Here is a 16,700-nt window from a genome sequence, read left to right on the forward strand (position 1 = left end):
TCAAATTGAAGGGAAAAGTACAGCTCTTACGGGTAGGAGAGTGACAGTTTTTTCAATGATTTCAGTAGCGACGGGATGGTGACAGCGCAGCCGGGAATTGTAAGCCTGATATTGACATTGCAGGGGTCACAAGTTCAATCCTTGTCACGCCCACCATCCAGCCAATCCAGGGGATAAGACGGTAAGGCTTTGCCGCTGCGATTCCGGCTTCCCCAACCGCCCTACTGATCCCTCATTGACTTATTGCGGTGTCGGGTCAGGCGAATGACCGGGATTACCGCCGCCCTTGCCTTCGTGGCAGGGTGTGCCGATGCCACAGCACTTGCCATGATAGGTCACATTCGGTTTGAGATTGCCGCAGTCCCTGGTGGTTGCGGTCTTGCAGCTGGCCAGCGCCGATACCGCGATTGCCGCGATAAGGACATTTCTTGAAGCACTAACCATGAGGCGTTCTCCTTGATGAACCTCGCTTCTTGACGCAGCGCTTGGCCGCGCCTCATTGCGGATAGGTTCAAAGGAAACGAAAGATCTTTTGCCGGGCACTCTCGGCAGCCCGGCGGAGTCGGAGCACGTATCCGGTTCAGACGCCGGAGAGGGCGCAGAGGGCTTTCATTCTTGCGGTAGCAAGCTCGGGATTGGCAAGCAGGCCGGCCTGGTCAGAGAGCCGGAAGACATCCGCGTAATGGCATATGCCGCGCGCCGACTGCATGCCGCCGACCATCGTGAAATGGTCCTGATGCCCGTTCAGCCAGGCCATGAAGACGATGCCGGCCTTGTAGTATTCGGTCGGCGCTTCGAAGATTTTTCGCGACAGCGGCACGGTCGGCGCCATCAGCGCGTCGTAACCGGCCTTGTCGCCTTCCGCCAGCTTCGCCAGCGCGGCATTGGCCACCGGCGCGATGGCGTCGAAGATGCCGAGCAGCGCATGCGAATGCCGCCTGCCGTTGCCGGCGATCAGCTCCGGATAGTTGAAATCGTCGCCAGTGAACATCACGACACCCTCGGGCAGCCTGTCGCGCAACTGCACTTCCTTGCCGGCATCGAGCAGCGATATCTTGATGCCCTCGACCTTGTCCGCATGCCGCTCGATGATGGCGACAACCGTGTCGAGCGCCGTGCCAAAATCGTTGCAGCCCCAGTAGCCCTTGAGCGCCGGATCGAACATGTCGCCGAGCCAGTGCAGAATGACCTTGCCTGAGGCCTGGGACAGCATCCGGTCATAGACCCGGGCATAATCGTCCGGTCCCTTCGCCACAGCCGCCAGCGCCCGGCTCGCCATCATGATCGCCTTGCCGCCCTCGCCTTCGATGAAGGCAAATTGCTCTTCATAAGCACGGATGACGTCGTCGAGGGTCTTGGCAGCCGCCGGTGCCAGGTGATCGGTACCCGCCCCTGAAGCAAGGTCGGCATCCGGGACCGTTCTAGCCTCGGCGATCGAGCGGCGGATCAACTCCTTGGCGCTCGCCCAGTCGAACCCCATGCCGCGCTGAGAGGTGTCCATGGCCTCGGCGATGCGAAAGCCAAGCCGCCACAGATGATGGCGGAACGCCATGGTCTTGTCCCAGTCTACCGCCGGACGCGACCACGGATTGGTCATGGCGATGGGGTCGGCGACGATATGGGCTGCGGCATAGGCTATGCGCGAAAAACGTGCGTCCTTAATCGGCTCGACCGGTTTGCCAGCGAGCCGGTAGCTGACCCGGTCACCGTTTGCCGCAGGCAAGATGATGTCCATGGAACTCTCCCGTTGCGGTCGCTATAAATGGAACGTTCCAAAAAATCAAGGACTTTTATGATCCAAGGCAAGCGAGCCGGCAGGTTGGATTCGCTTGACGGAGAAACCCTTATGTCTGCTGAAATTTTCGAACTATCCTCATCAATTCTCGAATCGCGCGAAAAATCGTGATTGACTCCGATTTGGAACGGTGATTAGAACGTTCCAATAAATTCGTGATGCGGAGGAAGGGACGAGGATGGCCAGCCGGGCCAAGGCGACGATCCTGGACATCGCCCGCGAAGCCGGTGTGTCCAAATCGACGGTGTCGCTCGTGCTGCAGGGCAGCGGGCTCATCCGGCCCGAAACCGCGACCAAGGTGCGTAAGGCGATCGAGGATGTCGGCTATGTCTACAACCGCGGCGCCGCCAATCTGCGCAAGGCCCATTCCAACGTCATTGGCATGGTGATCAACGATCTCACCAATCCCTTTTTCGCGGAACTCGCGGTCGGCATGGAGCGCGTCTTCCAGGCGGCCGGCGTCGTCCCCTTCATCGCCAACACGGCTGAGAACCCGGTGCGCCAGGAAGAGGTGCTGAAATCGATGATGGAGCAGGGCGTCGCCGGCCTGATCGTCTCGCCGGCGCGCGGCACAATGCCTGGGGCTTTCCGGCGCATCGAAGCGGCTGGCGTGCCCGTGGTGTTCGCCATGCGCAGGCTGCCCGAAAGCCGCATACCGGCAATCGCGCCCGACAATCGTCGCGGTGCGTGTCTTGCCACCGAGCACCTGATCCGCAAGGGCCATCGCCGCCTCGCTTTCTTCGGCGGTTCGTCCGACCTCGTCGTCTATCAGGAGCGTCTGGGCGGTTTCCTCGAAGCCTGCGAGGCCTTCGCCATTCCAGTAGTCGACCGGACGATCGTCGAAGGTGAGACCAGCCGGAAGGGCGGCATGGCCTGCCTGGAGACGGCGCTGGCCATGCCTGAACCGCCGACGGCGGCCCTTTGCTTCAACGACGCGGTTGCCTTCGGTGTCATTCTGGCGCTGCGCAAGCGCGGCCTCGAGGCGGGAGCGGACTTTGCCGTCGTCGGCTTCGACGACGTCGCCGAGGCCGAGCATTACAGCCCGGGGCTGACCAGCGTTGCCGTCGATACCGCAGGCCTTGGCGAACGCGCCGCCCATGTCATGCTGAAGATGATCCAGTCGCGCACCACGCGCGCCGAAGACCATATTGGCGCGGTCAGCCTGGTCGTGCGGGAAAGCAGCGGTCCTGACCGCAGCAGCCAAATGGGAGACGCGGCATGAGCGTGCGATGGGGATTGATCGGCGCCAGCACGATCGCCAGACAGTTCATGATCAATGCCATCCGCGCGCAGACCGACGGCGAGGTCGCCGCCGTGATGAGCTCGAGCACGGAGCGCGCGGAGGCTTATGCCCGCGAGAATGGCATTCCTGCCGCCGTCTCGACCGTCGAAGCGCTGCTCAACTCGGACATCGACGCCGTCTACATCTCGACCACCAACGAGTTGCATCTCGATCAGGGCATGGCCGCGATCAAGGCCGGCAAGCATGTGCTGTGCGAGAAGCCGTTGGCGCTGACCAGCGCCGATGCACGCAAGATGGTTGCGGCAGCAAGGCAAGCCGGCATTGTCTTCGGCACCAACCATCATCTGCGCAATGCCGGCGCCCATCGCGCCATGCGCGAGGCGATCGCCGCCGGCCGCATCGGCAAGCCGATCGCGGCACGCGTCTTTCATTCGGTTTTCTTGCCGGAGAACCTGCAGGGCTGGCGCATCACCAGGCCGGAAGCCGGCGGTGGCGTGGTGCTCGACATAACCGTGCATGACGCCGACACGCTGCGCTTCGTGCTCGGCGACGATCCGGCCGAGGTTTCGGCCTTCACGCAATCGGCCGGTATGGCAGGTAGCGGCCTGGAAGACGGCGCCATGTGCATCTGGCGCTTCAAATCCGGCGTCATCGCCCAATCGCATGAAGGGTTCACGACAAAATATGCCGGCACCGGCTTCGAGGTGCACGGAACGGACGGCTCGCTGATCGCCGCCAACGTGATGACGCAGAAGCCGGTCGGCTCGGTGCTGCTGCGCACCGCCAGCGGTGAGGAAGAGCTGAATTTCGACCGCGAGGACCTCTACGCCCGCTCGGTCCGCCAGTTCCATGCTGCGATCCGCGACGAAGGCCAGCCTGCCGCTACCGGCGAGGACGGCATCTGGTCGCTGGCGTCGGCCGAGGCCGCGCTGCAATCGTCGAAGACCGGCAAGGCCGTCGTCATCGACCCGCAACTCGGGAGCATCGCGTGAGCAAGCTCGTCTCGGCGGCCTATGCCGCCAGCCTGATCAAGGACGGCATGACCGTCTCGGTGTCGTCGTCGAGCGGCCTTGGCTGCCCCGACGCTGTGCTTGCCGCGATCGGCGAGCGCTTCGACGCGGAAGGCCATCCGAAGGCGATCACCACGCTGCACCCGATCGCCGCGGGCGACATGTACGGCATCAAGGGCATCGACCATCTCGCCAAGCCTGGCCTGCTGAATCGCACGCTGTGCGGCTCCTACCCCTCCGGCCCCTCCTCGGCCGAGCCGCCGCAGATCTGGAAGATGATCGGCGACAATTCGGTCGCCGCCTACAACGTGCCGTCGGGCATCCTGTTCGACATGCATCGCGAGGCCGCCGCCAAGCGTCCGGGCGTGCTGACCAAGGTCGGCCTCGACACCTTCGCCGATCCGCGCCACCAGGGCTGCGCCATGAACGCGGCGGCCAGCGAGCCCATTGTTTCGGTGCAGCAGTTCGATGGCGAAGAATGGCTCTATTTCCGCGCCATCGTGCCGAACATCTCGATTATCCGGGCCACCTCCGCGGACGAGCGCGGCAACCTCACCTACGAGCATGAGGGCGCCTATCTCGGCGGCCTGGAGCAGGCGCTTGCCGCCCGCAACAATGGGGGCATCGTCATCGCGCAGGTGAAGCGCGTCGTCGAAAACGGCACGCTGAAGCCGCATGATGTGCGCGTACCGGGCGTTCTGGTCGACCATATTGTCGTTGCGCCCGATCAGTTGCAGACGACGCAGACGCCGTACGACCCGGCGATCTCGGGCGAGATCTTCCGGCCGTTGTCGAGTTTCCGCACGCCGGAGATGAACATCCAGAAGGTGATCGCGCGCCGCGTCGCCATGGAGTTGCGCGACGGAATGGCCGTCAACATCGGATTCGGCATCTCGGCCAACGTGCCGCGCATCCTTCTCGAGGAAGGTCAGCACGGCAAGGTCACCTGGGTGATCGAGCAGGGCGCGGTCGGCGGCGTGCCGCTGCTCGACTTCAAGTTCGGCTGCGCCTCGAACGCCGAGGCGATCATGCCCTCGCCACACCAATTCATCTATTTCCAGGCCGGCGGCTTCGATGCCTCGCTGCTCTCCTTCCTGCAGATCGACCGACACGGCTCGGTCAATGTCTCGAAGCTTTCGGCGCGGCCGCATGTCACCGCCGGCGCCGGCGGCTTCGTCGACATCACGTCCCGCGCGAAGAAGATCGTCTTCTCCGGCTTCTTCAATGCCGGGGCCAAGCTGTCGCTCGCCGAGGGCGCGATCCGCATCGACCAGGAAGGCAAGGTCAAGAAGATCGTCGAGGAAGTCGAGCACATCTCCTTTTCGGGAAAACGCGCCGTCGCGCAGGGACAGGATATCACCTATGTCACCGAGCGCTGCGTGATGAAGCTGACGCCGGACGGTTTGATGGTGACGGAACTGGCTCCGGGCGTAGACCTCGAACGCGATGTGCTGGCGCAGGCCGAGATCCCGCTTGGGGTCGCCAACGACCTCAAGGTGACGCCGGTGGCGCTCTATCAGGATCGGCCGGTCGGCCTGTCGCTCAATGGCTGTGCTTCGCTAGGAGGCGCGCATGGCTGAGCTTGTCACCTTCGAAAAGGACGGCGCCATCGGCATCGTCACGCTGCGCCGGCCGGAGAAATTCAACGCGCTCGACATCCCGATGCTGCGCGCGCTGGAAGCAGCGCTCGACGATGCCGAACTGGCCGAGGGCGTCCGCGTCGTGCTCATCCGTGGCGAAGGCAAGGGCTTTTGCGCCGGCGGCGACGTCGAGGCCTGGGGTGCCATGAGCGCCGCCGATTTCCAGGTGCAATGGGTCCGCTACGGCCACCGCGTCTTCGACCGGCTGGCGCGGCTCCGGCAACCGACCATTGCGGTTCTGTCCGGCCATGCGCTGGGCGGCGGGCTGGAACTGGCGGCCGCTTGCGATTTCCGCGTCGCCGAAACCCAGGTGAAGCTCGGCTTCCCCGAAACCTCGATCGGCGTCGTGCCGGGCTGGTCGGGTACACAGCGCGCCGCGCGGCGTTTCGGTGCACAGATCGTGCGCCGGATGGCGATTGGCGGCGAGATTTTCCTGGCAGCCGATGCGCTCACGTACGGCATCGTCGACCGGCTGGTCGAAACAGGCAAGGCGTTCGACGAAGCCAAGACCTGGGCCGAGAAGATCGCCGAGCGCGGCCCGCTCGCGACCGAAGCCGCCAAGCTGATGATCGGCGTTGCCGAGGGCGAGGAAGACGCCGCCGCGACCGAGGCGCTGGCCAGCGGCTTCATTGCGCTGACAGGCGATCTAAAAGCCGGCGTCGGCGCCTTCAGGGCCAAGCAGAAGCCGGCCTTTTCCAGATCCTAGAGAAGAAACGATGAACGCACCGCTCAACATTGTCATGCCGGCAGAGGCGTCCCAGGCGCCGAAGGCCTACAAGCTCTTGATCGACGGCAAGCATGTCGAAGCCCGTGACGGCCGCAGCATCGAGCGAGCCAGCCCCGGCCACGGTTTTGCCGTGTCCCGGTATGCGCAGGCAGGCGCCTCGGAGGTCGAGGCGGCAGTCCAGGCCGCGCACAAGGCGTTCGAGACCGGCCCATGGCCGCGCATGAAGGCGTCTGAGCGCGCCGCGGTTCTGCTCAAGACCGCAGACCTCATCGAGACCCGGCTGGAGGAGATCGCCCGCCTCGATGCGCTGGAATCCGGCAAGCCGATCGCCCAGGCGCGCGGCGAGATCGGCGGCGCGATCGATATCTGGCGCTATGCGGCTTCGCTCGCCCGCACGCTGCATGGCGAGAGCTACGCCAATCTCGGCGACGATATGCTGGGCGTCGTCCTGCGCGAGCCGATCGGCGTCGTCTCGATCATAACGCCGTGGAATTTCCCCTTCCTGATCGTCAGCCAGAAGCTGCCCTTCGCGCTCGCCGCCGGCTGCACGGCTGTGGTCAAGCCGAGCGAGATGACCTCGGCCTCGACCTTCGTTCTTGGCGACATCCTGCTCGAAGCCGGGTTGCCGGCCGGCGTGGTCAACATCCTCGCCGGCTTCGGCGCCGATGTCGGCGCGCCGATGGTCAGCCATCCGCTGGTCGAGATGGTGTCCTTCACCGGCTCGACCCGCGTCGGCAAGACGACCATGGCAGCAGCATCCAATTCGCTGAAGAAGGTGTCGATGGAGCTCGGCGGCAAGAACGGCCAGATCGTCTTCCCCGATGCCGACCTCGAAGCAGCAGCGGATGCCGCCGTGTTCGGCGGCTTCTTCAACGCCGGCGAATGCTGCAATGCCGGCAGCCGGCTGATCGTGCATGAGGCGATCGCCGACGACTTCCTGCACGCGGTCAAGACGCTGGCTGAAAAGGTCCGCGTCGGCGATCCGCTCGACGACCGCACCAAGGTCGGCGCCATGATCTCGGCCGACCACATGGAAAAGGTGGCCGGCTATGTAACGGCGGCAAAAACCGATGGCGGCAAACTTTTCGCCGGCGGTGCCCGGCTTGCCTCCAATGCCGGCCAGTATCTCGATCCGACCATCGTCCGTAACGTCTCAGAGGACATGGCGATCGCGCGCGAGGAAGTGTTCGGGCCGGTGCTCTCCGTGCTCACTTTTGAAACGATTGAAAAGGCATTGCACATTGCCAACAACACGCCCTATGGTCTGTCTGCGGGGGTGTGGAGCGCCAGCATCGACACGTGCATGTCGGTAGCGCGCGGTGTGCGTTCGGGGACGGTCTGGGTGAACACGTTCATGGAAGGTTACCCTGAGCTGCCCTTCGGCGGCTACAAGCAGTCCGGTCTGGGACGCGAACTCGGCAAGCGCGCCGTCGAGGATTATACCGAGGAAAAGACTATCCAGTTTCATCGCGGCCAGCGCACCGGATGGTGGGTCGGCTGAGTTGGGAGACCCCGGCGGACATCCGTCGGCTATGTGTATGCAACAAGGGAGGTAGTACATGTTGCGCAAACTGCTTATCGGAACGGCTCTTGCGACGAGCTTTGCGTTCTCGGCGCATGCCGCGGACGTCAAGGAAGTGCAGATGCTGCATTGGTGGACGTCGGGCGGCGAAGCGGCCGCTCTGAACGTGCTGAAGCAGGATCTGGCCAAGGAAGGCTATGCCTGGAAGGACGTGCCGGTGGCCGGCGGCGGCGGCGACGCCGCTATGACAGCGCTGAAGGCGATGGTCGCGGCCGGTAATTATCCGACCGCTTCTCAGATGCTCGGCTACACCGTGCTCGACTATGCGGCCGCCGGCGTCATGGGCGACCTGACCGAGACCGCCAAGAAGGAAGGCTGGGACAAATCGGTTCCGGCCGCCCTGCAGAAGTTCTCGGTCTATAACGGCAAGTGGGTGGCCGCTCCGGTCAACGTCCACTCAGTCAATTGGCTGTGGATCAACAAAGCCGTGATGGACAAGATCGGCGGCACCGAGCCGAAGACCTTCGACGACTTCATAGCCCTGCTGGACAAGGCCAAGGCTGCCGGCGTCATCCCGCTCGCGCTGGGTGGCCAAAACTGGCAGGAAGCCACGATGTTCGACTCGGTCGTTCTGTCGACCGGCGGTCCGGAATTCTACAAGAAGGCGATGAACGACCTCGATGAGGATTCCCTCAAGTCCGACACGATGAAGAAGTCGTTCGACAACCTGGCCAAGCTCGTCAAATATGTCGATCCGAACTTCTCGGGCCGCGACTGGAACCTCGCCACCGCCATGGTCATCAAGGGCGATGCGCTGGTTCAAGTCATGGGCGACTGGGCCAAGGGTGAGTTCCACGCCGCCAAGAAGACGCCAGGCACCGACTTCCTCTGCTACCGTTTCCCGGGCACCGACGGTTCCGTGATCTACAACTCCGATATGTTCGGCATGTTCAACGTTCCGGAAGACCGCAAGGCCGCCCAGGTGGCACTTGCCACGGCCACGTTGTCGAAGAGCTTCCAGTCGGCCTTCAACGTCGTGAAGGGTTCGGTTCCTGCCCGTACCGACGTGCCTGACACCGACTTCGACGCTTGCGGTAAGAAGGGTATCGCCGACCTGAAGAAGGCCAATGAGGGCGGCACGCTGTTCGGCTCGCTGGCGCAGGGCTACGGCGCCCCGCCGGCCGTCGCCAACGCCTACAAGGACGTGGTGTCGAAGTTCGTCCATGGTCAGATCAAGAGCTCCGACGAGGCCGTGACCGAGCTGGTCAAGGCGATCGACGACGCCAAGTAAGGTTCATTTGAACCAACCCTCCCCCGCTTCGGCGGAGGAGGTCTCCTGTCGACAAAGGTGTGGGACAACCCTGGTGCGTTTTTGCGCCGGGCGGTTTCCGACCAACCGGAACTGGACAAGCCGATGAGCACAGTTGCCGAAACCCAGATCAAGCTGACACCGGAGCACGACGCCCGTCCCGGCGCATCGGTCCGTTCGCGATTGCAGGATCTGCTGCCGAAGATCGTATTGGCGCCGAGCTTCGCGGCGACGATCGTCTTCGTCTACGGCTTCATTCTTTGGACGATCTATCTGTCCTTCACAAACTCCAAGACCTTCCCGTCCTATGACATCACCGGTGCCCGCGCCTATCAGCGGCTCTGGCGCTGGACCTTCGAGAGCGACCCGCCTTCAAGCTGGTACACCTCGATCACAAATATGGGCATTTTCGGCTTCCTCTATATCCTGATCTGCCTGGCGCTCGGCCTGTTCCTGGCCATCCTGCTCGACCAGAAGATCCGCGGCGAAGGCGTGTTGCGGCCGATCTATCTCTACCCGATGGCGCTCTCCTTCATCGTCACGGGCGTCGCCTGGAAATGGTTCCTCGACCCCGGCCTCGGGCTGGAGCAGACGCTGCATCAATGGGGCTGGACGAGCTTCCATTTCGACTGGATCAAGAACAAGGATTTCGTCATCTACACGGTGGTGATCGCCGGCGTCTGGCAGGCTTCCGGCTTCATCATGGCGATGTTCCTGGCCGGCCTGCGCGGCATCGACGGCGAGATCATGAAGGCTGCGCAGATCGATGGCGCTTCCACTTTCCAGCTCTACCGCCGCATCGTCATTCCGCTGCTGCGGCCCGTCTTCCTGTCGGCCTTCATCGTGCTCGCGCACCTCGCCATCAAGTCCTATGACCTGGTGGTGGCGCTGACCAGTGGCGGCCCTGGCGGCTCGGCCTGGCTGCCCTCCAACTTCATGTATGAATTCACCTTCAAGCGCAACGAGATGGCGGTCGGCTCGGCGAGCGCGGTGATCATGCTGATGACGCTGACCGCGATCATCGTGCCTTATCTCTATTCCGAACTCAGGGAGAAGCCGCGATGAGCGCTGTCACCTCGCCTGCCCGTCCGGCTTCGAGCGGTCTGAGCGCCAGAACGATCAACCGCATCGTCATCTACGGCCTGCTCGCGCTGTTCGCGGTCTTCTACCTGATGCCGCTATTCGTCATGCTGGTCACCTCGTTCAAGACGATGGACGAGATCCAGAACGGCAACATGCTGGCATTGCCGCAGTCGCCGACCATCGAGCCGTGGTTCAAGGCCTGGGGCGAGACCTGCGTCGGCCTCACCTGCGCCGGCATCAAGGGCTACTTCTGGAACTCCATCAAGATGGTGGTTCCGGCTGTGCTGATCTCGACGCTGCTCGGCGCGCTGAACGGCTATGTGCTGACCAAATGGCGCTTCCGTGGCCACACGCTGGTTTTCGCCATGATGCTGTTCGCCTGCTTCATCCCGTTCCAGTCGGTGCTTTTGCCGATGGCGACGATCCTCGGCAGCCTCGGCCGGTTCGGCGTCACGCTGCAGAACGCGACGGGATTCAATTTCGGCCTCGGCAATTCGACGGTGAACCTGGTCTTCGTTCACGTGGTCTACGGCCTCGGCTTCACCACGCTGTTCTTTCGTAACTATTACGAGGCCTTCCCGACCGAACTGGTCAAGGCGGCGCAGGTCGACGGTGCCTCCTTCTTCCAGATCTTTCGCCGCATCATGCTGCCGAACTCGATGCCGATCTTCGTCGTCACCGTCATCTACCAATTCACCAACATCTGGAACGACTTCCTCTTCGCTTCCGCCTATGCCGGCACCGGCGACGTGATGCCGATGACCGTGGCGCTGAACAATGTCGTCAACACCTCGACCGGCGTCGTCGAGTACAACGTCAACATGGCCGCGGCGATGATCGCCGCGCTTCCCACCCTGATCGTCTATGTCGTCGCCGGCCGTTATTTCGTGCGCGGTCTGATGGCCGGCGCGGTCAAGGGCTGACCCTGGTTTCTGAAGGAACGACCATGGCTTTTCTGGAAATTGATGGGCTGAAGAAGCGCTTCGGGAATGTCGAGATCCTGAAGGGCATCAATGTCGAGCTCGAAAAAGGCGGCTTCCTGGTGCTGGTCGGCCCGTCCGGCTGCGGCAAGTCCACGCTGCTCAACACCATCGCCGGGCTGGAGCAGATTACCGAAGGCGAGATCCGCGTCGACGGCCGCGCGATCAATGACCTCCATCCTTCGAAGCGCGACATCGCCATGGTTTTCCAGAGCTATGCGCTTTATCCGAACATGACGGTGGCTGGAAACATCGCCTTCGGCATGGAGATGCGCGGCGTGCCGGCGGCGGAGCGTCAGGCGGCGATCGACAAGGTGGCCAAGATCCTGCAGATCGGCCACCTGCTCAACCGCAAGCCGAGCCAGCTTTCCGGCGGCCAGCGCCAGCGCGTCGCCATGGGCCGGGCGCTGGTGCGCGACCCGAAACTCTTCCTGTTCGACGAGCCGCTCTCCAATCTCGACGCCAAGCTGCGCGTCGACATGCGCATCGAGATCAAGCGCCTGCATGCCACCACTGGCACGACGATCGTCTATGTCACGCATGACCAGATCGAGGCGATGACGCTGGCGACCAAGATCGCCGTCATGCGCGACGGCGAGGTGCAGCAGTTCGGCACCCCGGCCGAGATCTACAACAACCCGACCAACATCTTCGTCGCCGACTTCATGGGCTCGCCGGCGATGAACCTGATCCCGGCAAAGATCGACGGCAACGGCGCCGGGCTTTCGGTGGTGCTGGACCGCGAGGCGCGCCAGCCGATCGTGCTGCCGATGCCCGGCGCGCCCGCCGGTCTTGCGGCCTTCAAGGACAAGCAGGTCATCTTCGGTGTCCGCCCGGAAGCGCTGACCGACCCGGAAGGCGCCGAGCGCAACGGCTCAAACATCGCCACCGCCGACTGCCACATCGAGGTGGTGGAGCCGGCGGGCTCCGACACGTTCGCCGTCACCAATCTCGGCGGCAAGGGCGTCGTGGCGCGGCTCAGGGCCGATGCCAGGATCCAGCCCGGAACCAGCACGCCGCTTGCGTTCAATCTCAGCAAGGCGGTGTTCTTCGACCCGGCTACCGAGAAGCGCATCCGTTAAAGAACTATGGCAAACCCGGATATCGTCATCATCGGCTCCGGCATCGGCGGCGCCACGATCGCTTCCGGCTTGGCCGGCAGCGGCGCCTCGATCCTGATCCTGGAGCGCGGCGAGCCGTTGCCCGCGACGCCGCATGCGCGCTCGACGCGATCGATTTTCCTGGACGAGCACTACCGGCCGAAGGAGATGTGGCGCGAGGCCGGCGGGGCTGCCTTCAATCCCGGCAACTACTATTATGTCGGCGGCAATTCGAAATTCTTCGGCGCGGTCCTGATCCGCTATCGCAAGGAGGATTTTTCCGAGCTCGAGCATTTCGGCGGCGTCTCGCCGGCCTGGCCGTTTTCCTATGACGAATTCGAGCCCTGGTATTCCAAGGCCGAGCAGCTGTTTCGCGTGCGAGGCACGCTCGGTGAGGACCCGACCGAGCCGTTCCATTCGATTCCCTATGCCTTCAAGCCGGTGCCGGACGAGCCGCCGATCGCGCGTGCCCGCGCCGAACTCAAGAGCCTTGGGCTGCATCCGGCATCGCTGCCGCTCGGCGTCGACATCGAGACCTGGCTGAAGGAAGGCAGGACCGGCTGGGACGCCTTCCCCAACACCGGCCAGGGCAAGATCGACGCGCAGACCGGTCCGCTGTCCGCAGCGCTAAGAGACCCGAGCATCCGACTGGAAACCGGCGCCCGTGTCGACTGGCTCGAAACCGCTCCGGACGGCAAGTCGATCGCCGCCATCCACTACACCCAAAACGGCGCGCAAAAGACGCTATCGCCGAAGCTCGTCATCCTTTCAGCCGGCGCGATCAACTCGGCCGCCATCCTGCTGCGTTCGCCTAGCACGAATGGCAAAGGACTCGCCAACAGCTCCGACCAGGTCGGCCGCAATTTCATGAACCACAATTCGAGCGCGATGCTAGCGATCGACCCACGGCGCCGCAACACATCCGTCTACCAGAAGACGCTGATGCTCAACGACTATTACCTGTCGGACGGCAAGGGCGGCAAGCCGCTCGGCAATGTGCAACTGCTCGGCAAGATCGACGGCAACATGCTCAAGGCCAATGTGAAGACGATGCCGAAATTCGTGCTCGACTTCATGGCCGGACACGCCGTCGACTGGTACCTCATGTGCGAGGACCTGCCCGATCCCGAAAGCCGCATTATGGTCGACGGCAAGGAGATCGTCATGCAGTGGCGCCGCTCCAACATGCAGTCGCTGGAAGGCTTGACCAAAGTGATGCGCGAGAACCTTCGTGCCTGCGGCTATCCAATCGTGCTATCGCGTCCCTTCGACAAGCGCACGCCCTCGCACCAGTGCGGCACGGTGAAGATGGGCAATGATCCAGCCACCTCGCCGCTCGATCCCTTCTGCCGGGCCTGGGACCATCAAAACCTGTTCGTCGTCGACGCCGGCTTCCTGCCGACATCGGCCGCGGTCAATCCGGCGTTGTCGATCGCGGCGCAGGCGCTGCGCGTGGCTGACCACATCCGCAAGACGGAGCTTGCCGCATGAGCCGCCCGGCAGCCATCGTCACCGGCGGCGCGCGCGGCATTGGGCTTGCCTGCGCCGAGGCATTGGCGGATGCCGGCTTCGACATTCTAGTGGCCGACCTCGCGGACGATCCCGCCAAACGCCTTATAGAGAACATCACGACGCGCGGTGCAGCCTTCGCCTACAGTCGCTGTGATATTGCCAACCTCTCCGATCATGCAACGCTGATTGGTGCCGCTATGCGCGCCTTCGGTCGCATCGATTGCCTGGTCAACAATGCTGGCGTTGGCGCTGTGGTCCGCGGCGATCTGCTCGAGTTGAAGCCGGAGAATTTCGACCGCGCCATGAACATCAATTTGCGCGGCACAGCCTTTCTCAGCCAGGCCGTCGCCAAGGCAATGCTGGCCGCTCCCTCGCATGCAACCCGATCGATCATCACCATCACCTCGGTGAGCGCCGCCATGGCTTCGCCGGAACGAGCCGACTACTGCATTTCCAAGGCCGGCCTTTCGATGTGGGTAAAGAATCTGGCGTTGCGGCTCGCACCCGAAAACATCGGCGTGTTCGAAGTGCGGCCGGGCATCATCCGCACCGACATGACCGCCGGCGTTTCAGCCAAATATGACGCGCTGATCGAAGGTGGCCTGGTGCCGGCAAAACGCTGGGGCGAGCCCGGCGACATCGGCGCCGTGGTCGCGGCGCTGGCCTCCGGTAAATTCCGCTTTTCGACAGGATCGGTCATCGATGTCGATGGCGCGCTCTCGGTGCCACGCTTGTGAGGGACAATGGCTGACTACATCATTGTTGGCGCCGGTCCGGCCGGCTGCGTTCTCGCCAACCGGCTGAGCGAGGATCCGGGCAATTCCGTCCTGCTCCTGGAAGCCGGCGGCAAGGACTGGCATCCGCTGATCCATATGCCGGCGGGTTTCGCCAAGATGACAAAGGGCATCGCCTCCTGGGGCTGGTCGACCGTGCCGCAGAAACACATGAAGGATCGCGTCTTCTGGTACACGCAAGCCAAGGTGGTCGGCGGCGGCTCGTCGATCAACGCCCAAATCTACACGCGCGGCAACGCCCGCGACTACGACGCCTGGGAGAAGGAGGAGGGCCTCGCGGGCTGGGGCTATCGCGACGTGCTACCCTATTTCAAGCGCGCCGAAAACAACCAGCGCTTCGCCAACGATTTCCATGGCGACCAGGGTCCGCTCGGCGTTTCTAACCCGATCTCGCCGCTGCCGATCTGCGAGGCATATTTCCGCGCCGGACAGGAGATGGGCATACCCTTCAACCCGGACTTTAATGGCTCGAGCCAGGAAGGCGTCGGCTACTACCAGCTGACCCAAAAGAATGCGCGGCGCTCATCGGCCTCCGTGGCCTATCTGAAGCCGATCGGTGCCCGCAAGAATTTGACGGTCAGGACCGATGTGCTGGTCACCCGTGTCGTCGTCGAAAACGGCCGCGCCATCGGCGTCGAGATCGTCGACAAACCGGGCGGCGAAAAGACGATCCTGCGCGCCGAACGCGAGGTGATCGTTTCCTCCGGCGCCATCGGCTCGCCCAAGCTTCTCATGCAATCGGGCATCGGCCCGGCCGACCATCTGAAATCGATCGGCGTCACGCCGGTACATGACCTGCCTGGCGTAGGTTCCAACATGCAGGACCATCTCGACCTGTTCGTGATCGCCGAATGCACCGGCGACCACACCTACGACAACTACGCCAAGCTGCACCGCACACTGTGGGCAGGGCTGCAGTACCTCTTGCTCAAGAAGGGTCCGGTCGCCTCGAGCCTGTTCGAGACCGGCGGCTTCTGGTACGCGGATCCGACAGCCGCCTCGCCCGACATCCAGTTCCATCTCGGCCTTGGCTCCGGCATCGAGGCCGGCGTCGAGAAGCTGAAGAACCCAGGCGTGACGCTGAACTCCGCCTTCCTGCGCCCGCGCTCGCGCGGCACCGTGCGGCTGAGGAGCGCCGACCCGGCCGATCACCCTCTGATCGATCCGAACTACTGGTCCGATCCCTATGACCGCGACATGTCGATCAAGGGGCTCAGGCTTGCGCGCGAGATCATGCGCCAGAAGGCGCTTCAGCCCTTCGTGCTGCGCGAGGTGCTGCCCGGTCCAAACCTGCAGAGCGACGACGACCTGTTCGACTATGCCTGCCGCACCTCGAAAACCGATCATCATCCTGTCGGCACCTGCCGCATGGGCCATGACGCGATGGCGGTGGTGACGCCGGATCTTAGGCTGCGCGGCATCGGGGGTTTGCGCGTCTGCGACGCCTCGGTGATGCCGCGCGTGCCCTCCTCAAACACCAATGCGCCGACCATCATGGTGGGCGAAAAGGGCGCCGACCTCATCCTGGGCCGAGAGCCGCTGCCGCCGGCCGTGTTCAAGGGCAATCAGGCGGCTTGAGGAGAACAATGATCCGCCACTGCGTCTTCGTCCGCTTCCGTGAGGATATTCCTGCAGCCGAGCGCGCGGCGATCCACGCCGATCTCGAAGCATTGCGCGCGGTCATCGACGGCATGAGCCAAGTACATTTCAGCGCTAATGTCAGCCCCGAGCCTTTCGGGCGCGGCTTCACGCATGGTTTCACCATCGATTTTCGTGATGCCGCCGTCCGCGACGCCTATCTCGCGCACGAAGCACATCAGCGCGCCGGCACGCGCCTTGTCGCCGCTCTCGAAGGCGGCACCGATGGACTGATGGTCATTGATCTCGAGGTGACGCAAATGTGACCGCTCGCCGGCTTAAAACTGGCTGCCGTCCCGTTCTCTTTTGCCCGCCCAGGAACATATCGTTGCTTTTGGGGATGCAAA

Annotated in this window: 15 protein-coding genes; 13 read left to right on the plus strand and 2 right to left on the minus strand. The window is 63.3% G+C overall.

Features of this window, described 5'->3' with window-relative positions; genetic code table 11:
* Positions 1–240 precede the first annotated feature (240 nt).
* Both P9272_RS32110 and P9272_RS32115 read right to left on the minus strand, forming a co-directional pair.
* Positions 241–444 carry a hypothetical protein gene (locus P9272_RS32110; RefSeq protein ID WP_278164029.1) on the minus strand — a complete coding sequence of 68 codons (204 nt, stop codon included), beginning with the start codon at positions 442–444 and terminating at the stop codon, positions 241–243.
* Positions 445–580: 136 nt separating this feature from the next.
* Entirely contained in the window at positions 581–1,735 is a 1,155-nt protein-coding gene (locus P9272_RS32115) for a dihydrodipicolinate synthase family protein (protein WP_278164031.1), read from the minus strand.
* Between the two features lie 238 nt (positions 1,736–1,973).
* Here P9272_RS32115 and P9272_RS32120 point away from each other — a divergent pair, with 238 nt between their 5' ends.
* The 13 genes from P9272_RS32120 (at position 1,974) to P9272_RS32180 (ending at position 16,619) form a co-directional block, all read left to right on the plus strand.
* Positions 1,974–3,017 (plus strand): LacI family DNA-binding transcriptional regulator, encoded by a 1,044-nt coding sequence (locus P9272_RS32120; RefSeq protein ID WP_128256089.1) that lies wholly within the window; start codon positions 1,974–1,976, stop codon positions 3,015–3,017.
* Positions 3,014–4,030: a Gfo/Idh/MocA family oxidoreductase gene (locus tag P9272_RS32125; protein WP_278164034.1), complete on the plus strand. Its 1,017-nt coding sequence runs from the start codon at positions 3,014–3,016 to the stop codon at positions 4,028–4,030. The genes P9272_RS32120 and P9272_RS32125 overlap by 4 nt, the downstream gene beginning before the upstream one ends.
* Positions 4,027–5,628, plus strand: coding sequence for an acyl CoA:acetate/3-ketoacid CoA transferase (locus P9272_RS32130; protein WP_128256091.1), 1,602 nt, complete (start codon positions 4,027–4,029; stop codon positions 5,626–5,628). Before P9272_RS32125 ends, P9272_RS32130 begins: the two co-directional genes overlap by 4 nt.
* Positions 5,621–6,394, plus strand: coding sequence for an enoyl-CoA hydratase/isomerase family protein (locus P9272_RS32135; protein WP_128256092.1), 774 nt, complete (start codon positions 5,621–5,623; stop codon positions 6,392–6,394). Before P9272_RS32130 ends, P9272_RS32135 begins: the two co-directional genes overlap by 8 nt.
* A 10-nt stretch (positions 6,395–6,404) precedes the next feature.
* Positions 6,405–7,916 (plus strand): aldehyde dehydrogenase family protein, encoded by a 1,512-nt coding sequence (locus P9272_RS32140; protein ID WP_278164038.1) that lies wholly within the window; start codon positions 6,405–6,407, stop codon positions 7,914–7,916.
* A gap of 58 nt (positions 7,917–7,974) precedes the next feature.
* Positions 7,975–9,228: an ABC transporter substrate-binding protein gene (locus P9272_RS32145; protein ID WP_128256094.1), complete on the plus strand. Its 1,254-nt coding sequence runs from the start codon at positions 7,975–7,977 to the stop codon at positions 9,226–9,228.
* Positions 9,229–9,351: 123 nt separating this feature from the next.
* Entirely contained in the window at positions 9,352–10,311 is a 960-nt protein-coding gene (locus tag P9272_RS32150; RefSeq protein WP_128256095.1) for a sugar ABC transporter permease, read from the plus strand.
* On the plus strand, positions 10,308–11,252 hold the full coding sequence (locus P9272_RS32155) for a carbohydrate ABC transporter permease (RefSeq protein WP_278164041.1): 945 nt from the start codon (positions 10,308–10,310) through the stop codon (positions 11,250–11,252). Before P9272_RS32150 ends, P9272_RS32155 begins: the two co-directional genes overlap by 4 nt.
* 23 nt (positions 11,253–11,275) lie before the next feature.
* Positions 11,276–12,391 carry an ABC transporter ATP-binding protein gene (locus P9272_RS32160; protein ID WP_128256097.1) on the plus strand — a complete coding sequence of 372 codons (1,116 nt, stop codon included), beginning with the start codon at positions 11,276–11,278 and terminating at the stop codon, positions 12,389–12,391.
* A 6-nt stretch (positions 12,392–12,397) separates the two neighbouring features.
* Positions 12,398–13,900, plus strand: coding sequence for a GMC family oxidoreductase (locus tag P9272_RS32165; protein WP_278164043.1), 1,503 nt, complete (start codon positions 12,398–12,400; stop codon positions 13,898–13,900).
* The gene (locus P9272_RS32170; RefSeq protein WP_128256099.1) at positions 13,897–14,658 is read left to right on the plus strand and encodes a 3-ketoacyl-ACP reductase; all 762 of its coding nucleotides are present in this window, start codon (positions 13,897–13,899) and stop codon (positions 14,656–14,658) included. The genes P9272_RS32165 and P9272_RS32170 overlap by 4 nt, the downstream gene beginning before the upstream one ends.
* Before the next feature lie 6 nt (positions 14,659–14,664).
* Positions 14,665–16,293 carry a choline dehydrogenase gene (locus P9272_RS32175; protein WP_278164046.1) on the plus strand — a complete coding sequence of 543 codons (1,629 nt, stop codon included), beginning with the start codon at positions 14,665–14,667 and terminating at the stop codon, positions 16,291–16,293.
* An 8-nt stretch (positions 16,294–16,301) separates the two neighbouring features.
* A complete protein-coding gene (locus P9272_RS32180) occupies positions 16,302–16,619 on the plus strand; it encodes a Dabb family protein (protein WP_128256101.1) in 318 nt (105 codons plus the stop codon).
* Positions 16,620–16,700 lie beyond the last annotated feature (81 nt).

The sequence above is a fragment of the Mesorhizobium sp. WSM4976 genome, from assembly GCF_029625685.1.
Classification (GTDB): domain Bacteria; phylum Pseudomonadota; class Alphaproteobacteria; order Rhizobiales; family Rhizobiaceae; genus Mesorhizobium.

Bases quoted from the DNA above. Each gene is read 5' to 3' on its own strand.
- P9272_RS32110 (WP_278164029.1), bottom strand. From the start codon at position 444: ATGGTTAGTGCTTCAAGAAATGTCCTTATCGCGGCAATCGCGGTATCG.
- P9272_RS32175 (WP_278164046.1), top strand. From the start codon at position 14,665: ATGGCTGACTACATCATTGTTGGCGCCGGTCCGGCCGGCTGCGTTCTC.
- P9272_RS32145 (WP_128256094.1), top strand. From the start codon at position 7,975: ATGTTGCGCAAACTGCTTATCGGAACGGCTCTTGCGACGAGCTTTGCG.
- P9272_RS32150 (WP_128256095.1), top strand. From the start codon at position 9,352: ATGAGCACAGTTGCCGAAACCCAGATCAAGCTGACACCGGAGCACGAC.
- P9272_RS32160 (WP_128256097.1), top strand. From the start codon at position 11,276: ATGGCTTTTCTGGAAATTGATGGGCTGAAGAAGCGCTTCGGGAATGTC.
- P9272_RS32180 (WP_128256101.1), top strand. From the start codon at position 16,302: ATGATCCGCCACTGCGTCTTCGTCCGCTTCCGTGAGGATATTCCTGCA.
- P9272_RS32170 (WP_128256099.1), top strand. From the start codon at position 13,897: ATGAGCCGCCCGGCAGCCATCGTCACCGGCGGCGCGCGCGGCATTGGG.
- P9272_RS32155 (WP_278164041.1), top strand. From the start codon at position 10,308: ATGAGCGCTGTCACCTCGCCTGCCCGTCCGGCTTCGAGCGGTCTGAGC.
- P9272_RS32115 (WP_278164031.1), bottom strand. From the start codon at position 1,735: ATGGACATCATCTTGCCTGCGGCAAACGGTGACCGGGTCAGCTACCGG.
- P9272_RS32120 (WP_128256089.1), top strand. From the start codon at position 1,974: ATGGCCAGCCGGGCCAAGGCGACGATCCTGGACATCGCCCGCGAAGCC.
- P9272_RS32165 (WP_278164043.1), top strand. From the start codon at position 12,398: ATGGCAAACCCGGATATCGTCATCATCGGCTCCGGCATCGGCGGCGCC.
- P9272_RS32125 (WP_278164034.1), top strand. From the start codon at position 3,014: ATGAGCGTGCGATGGGGATTGATCGGCGCCAGCACGATCGCCAGACAG.
- P9272_RS32135 (WP_128256092.1), top strand. From the start codon at position 5,621: ATGGCTGAGCTTGTCACCTTCGAAAAGGACGGCGCCATCGGCATCGTC.
- P9272_RS32140 (WP_278164038.1), top strand. From the start codon at position 6,405: ATGAACGCACCGCTCAACATTGTCATGCCGGCAGAGGCGTCCCAGGCG.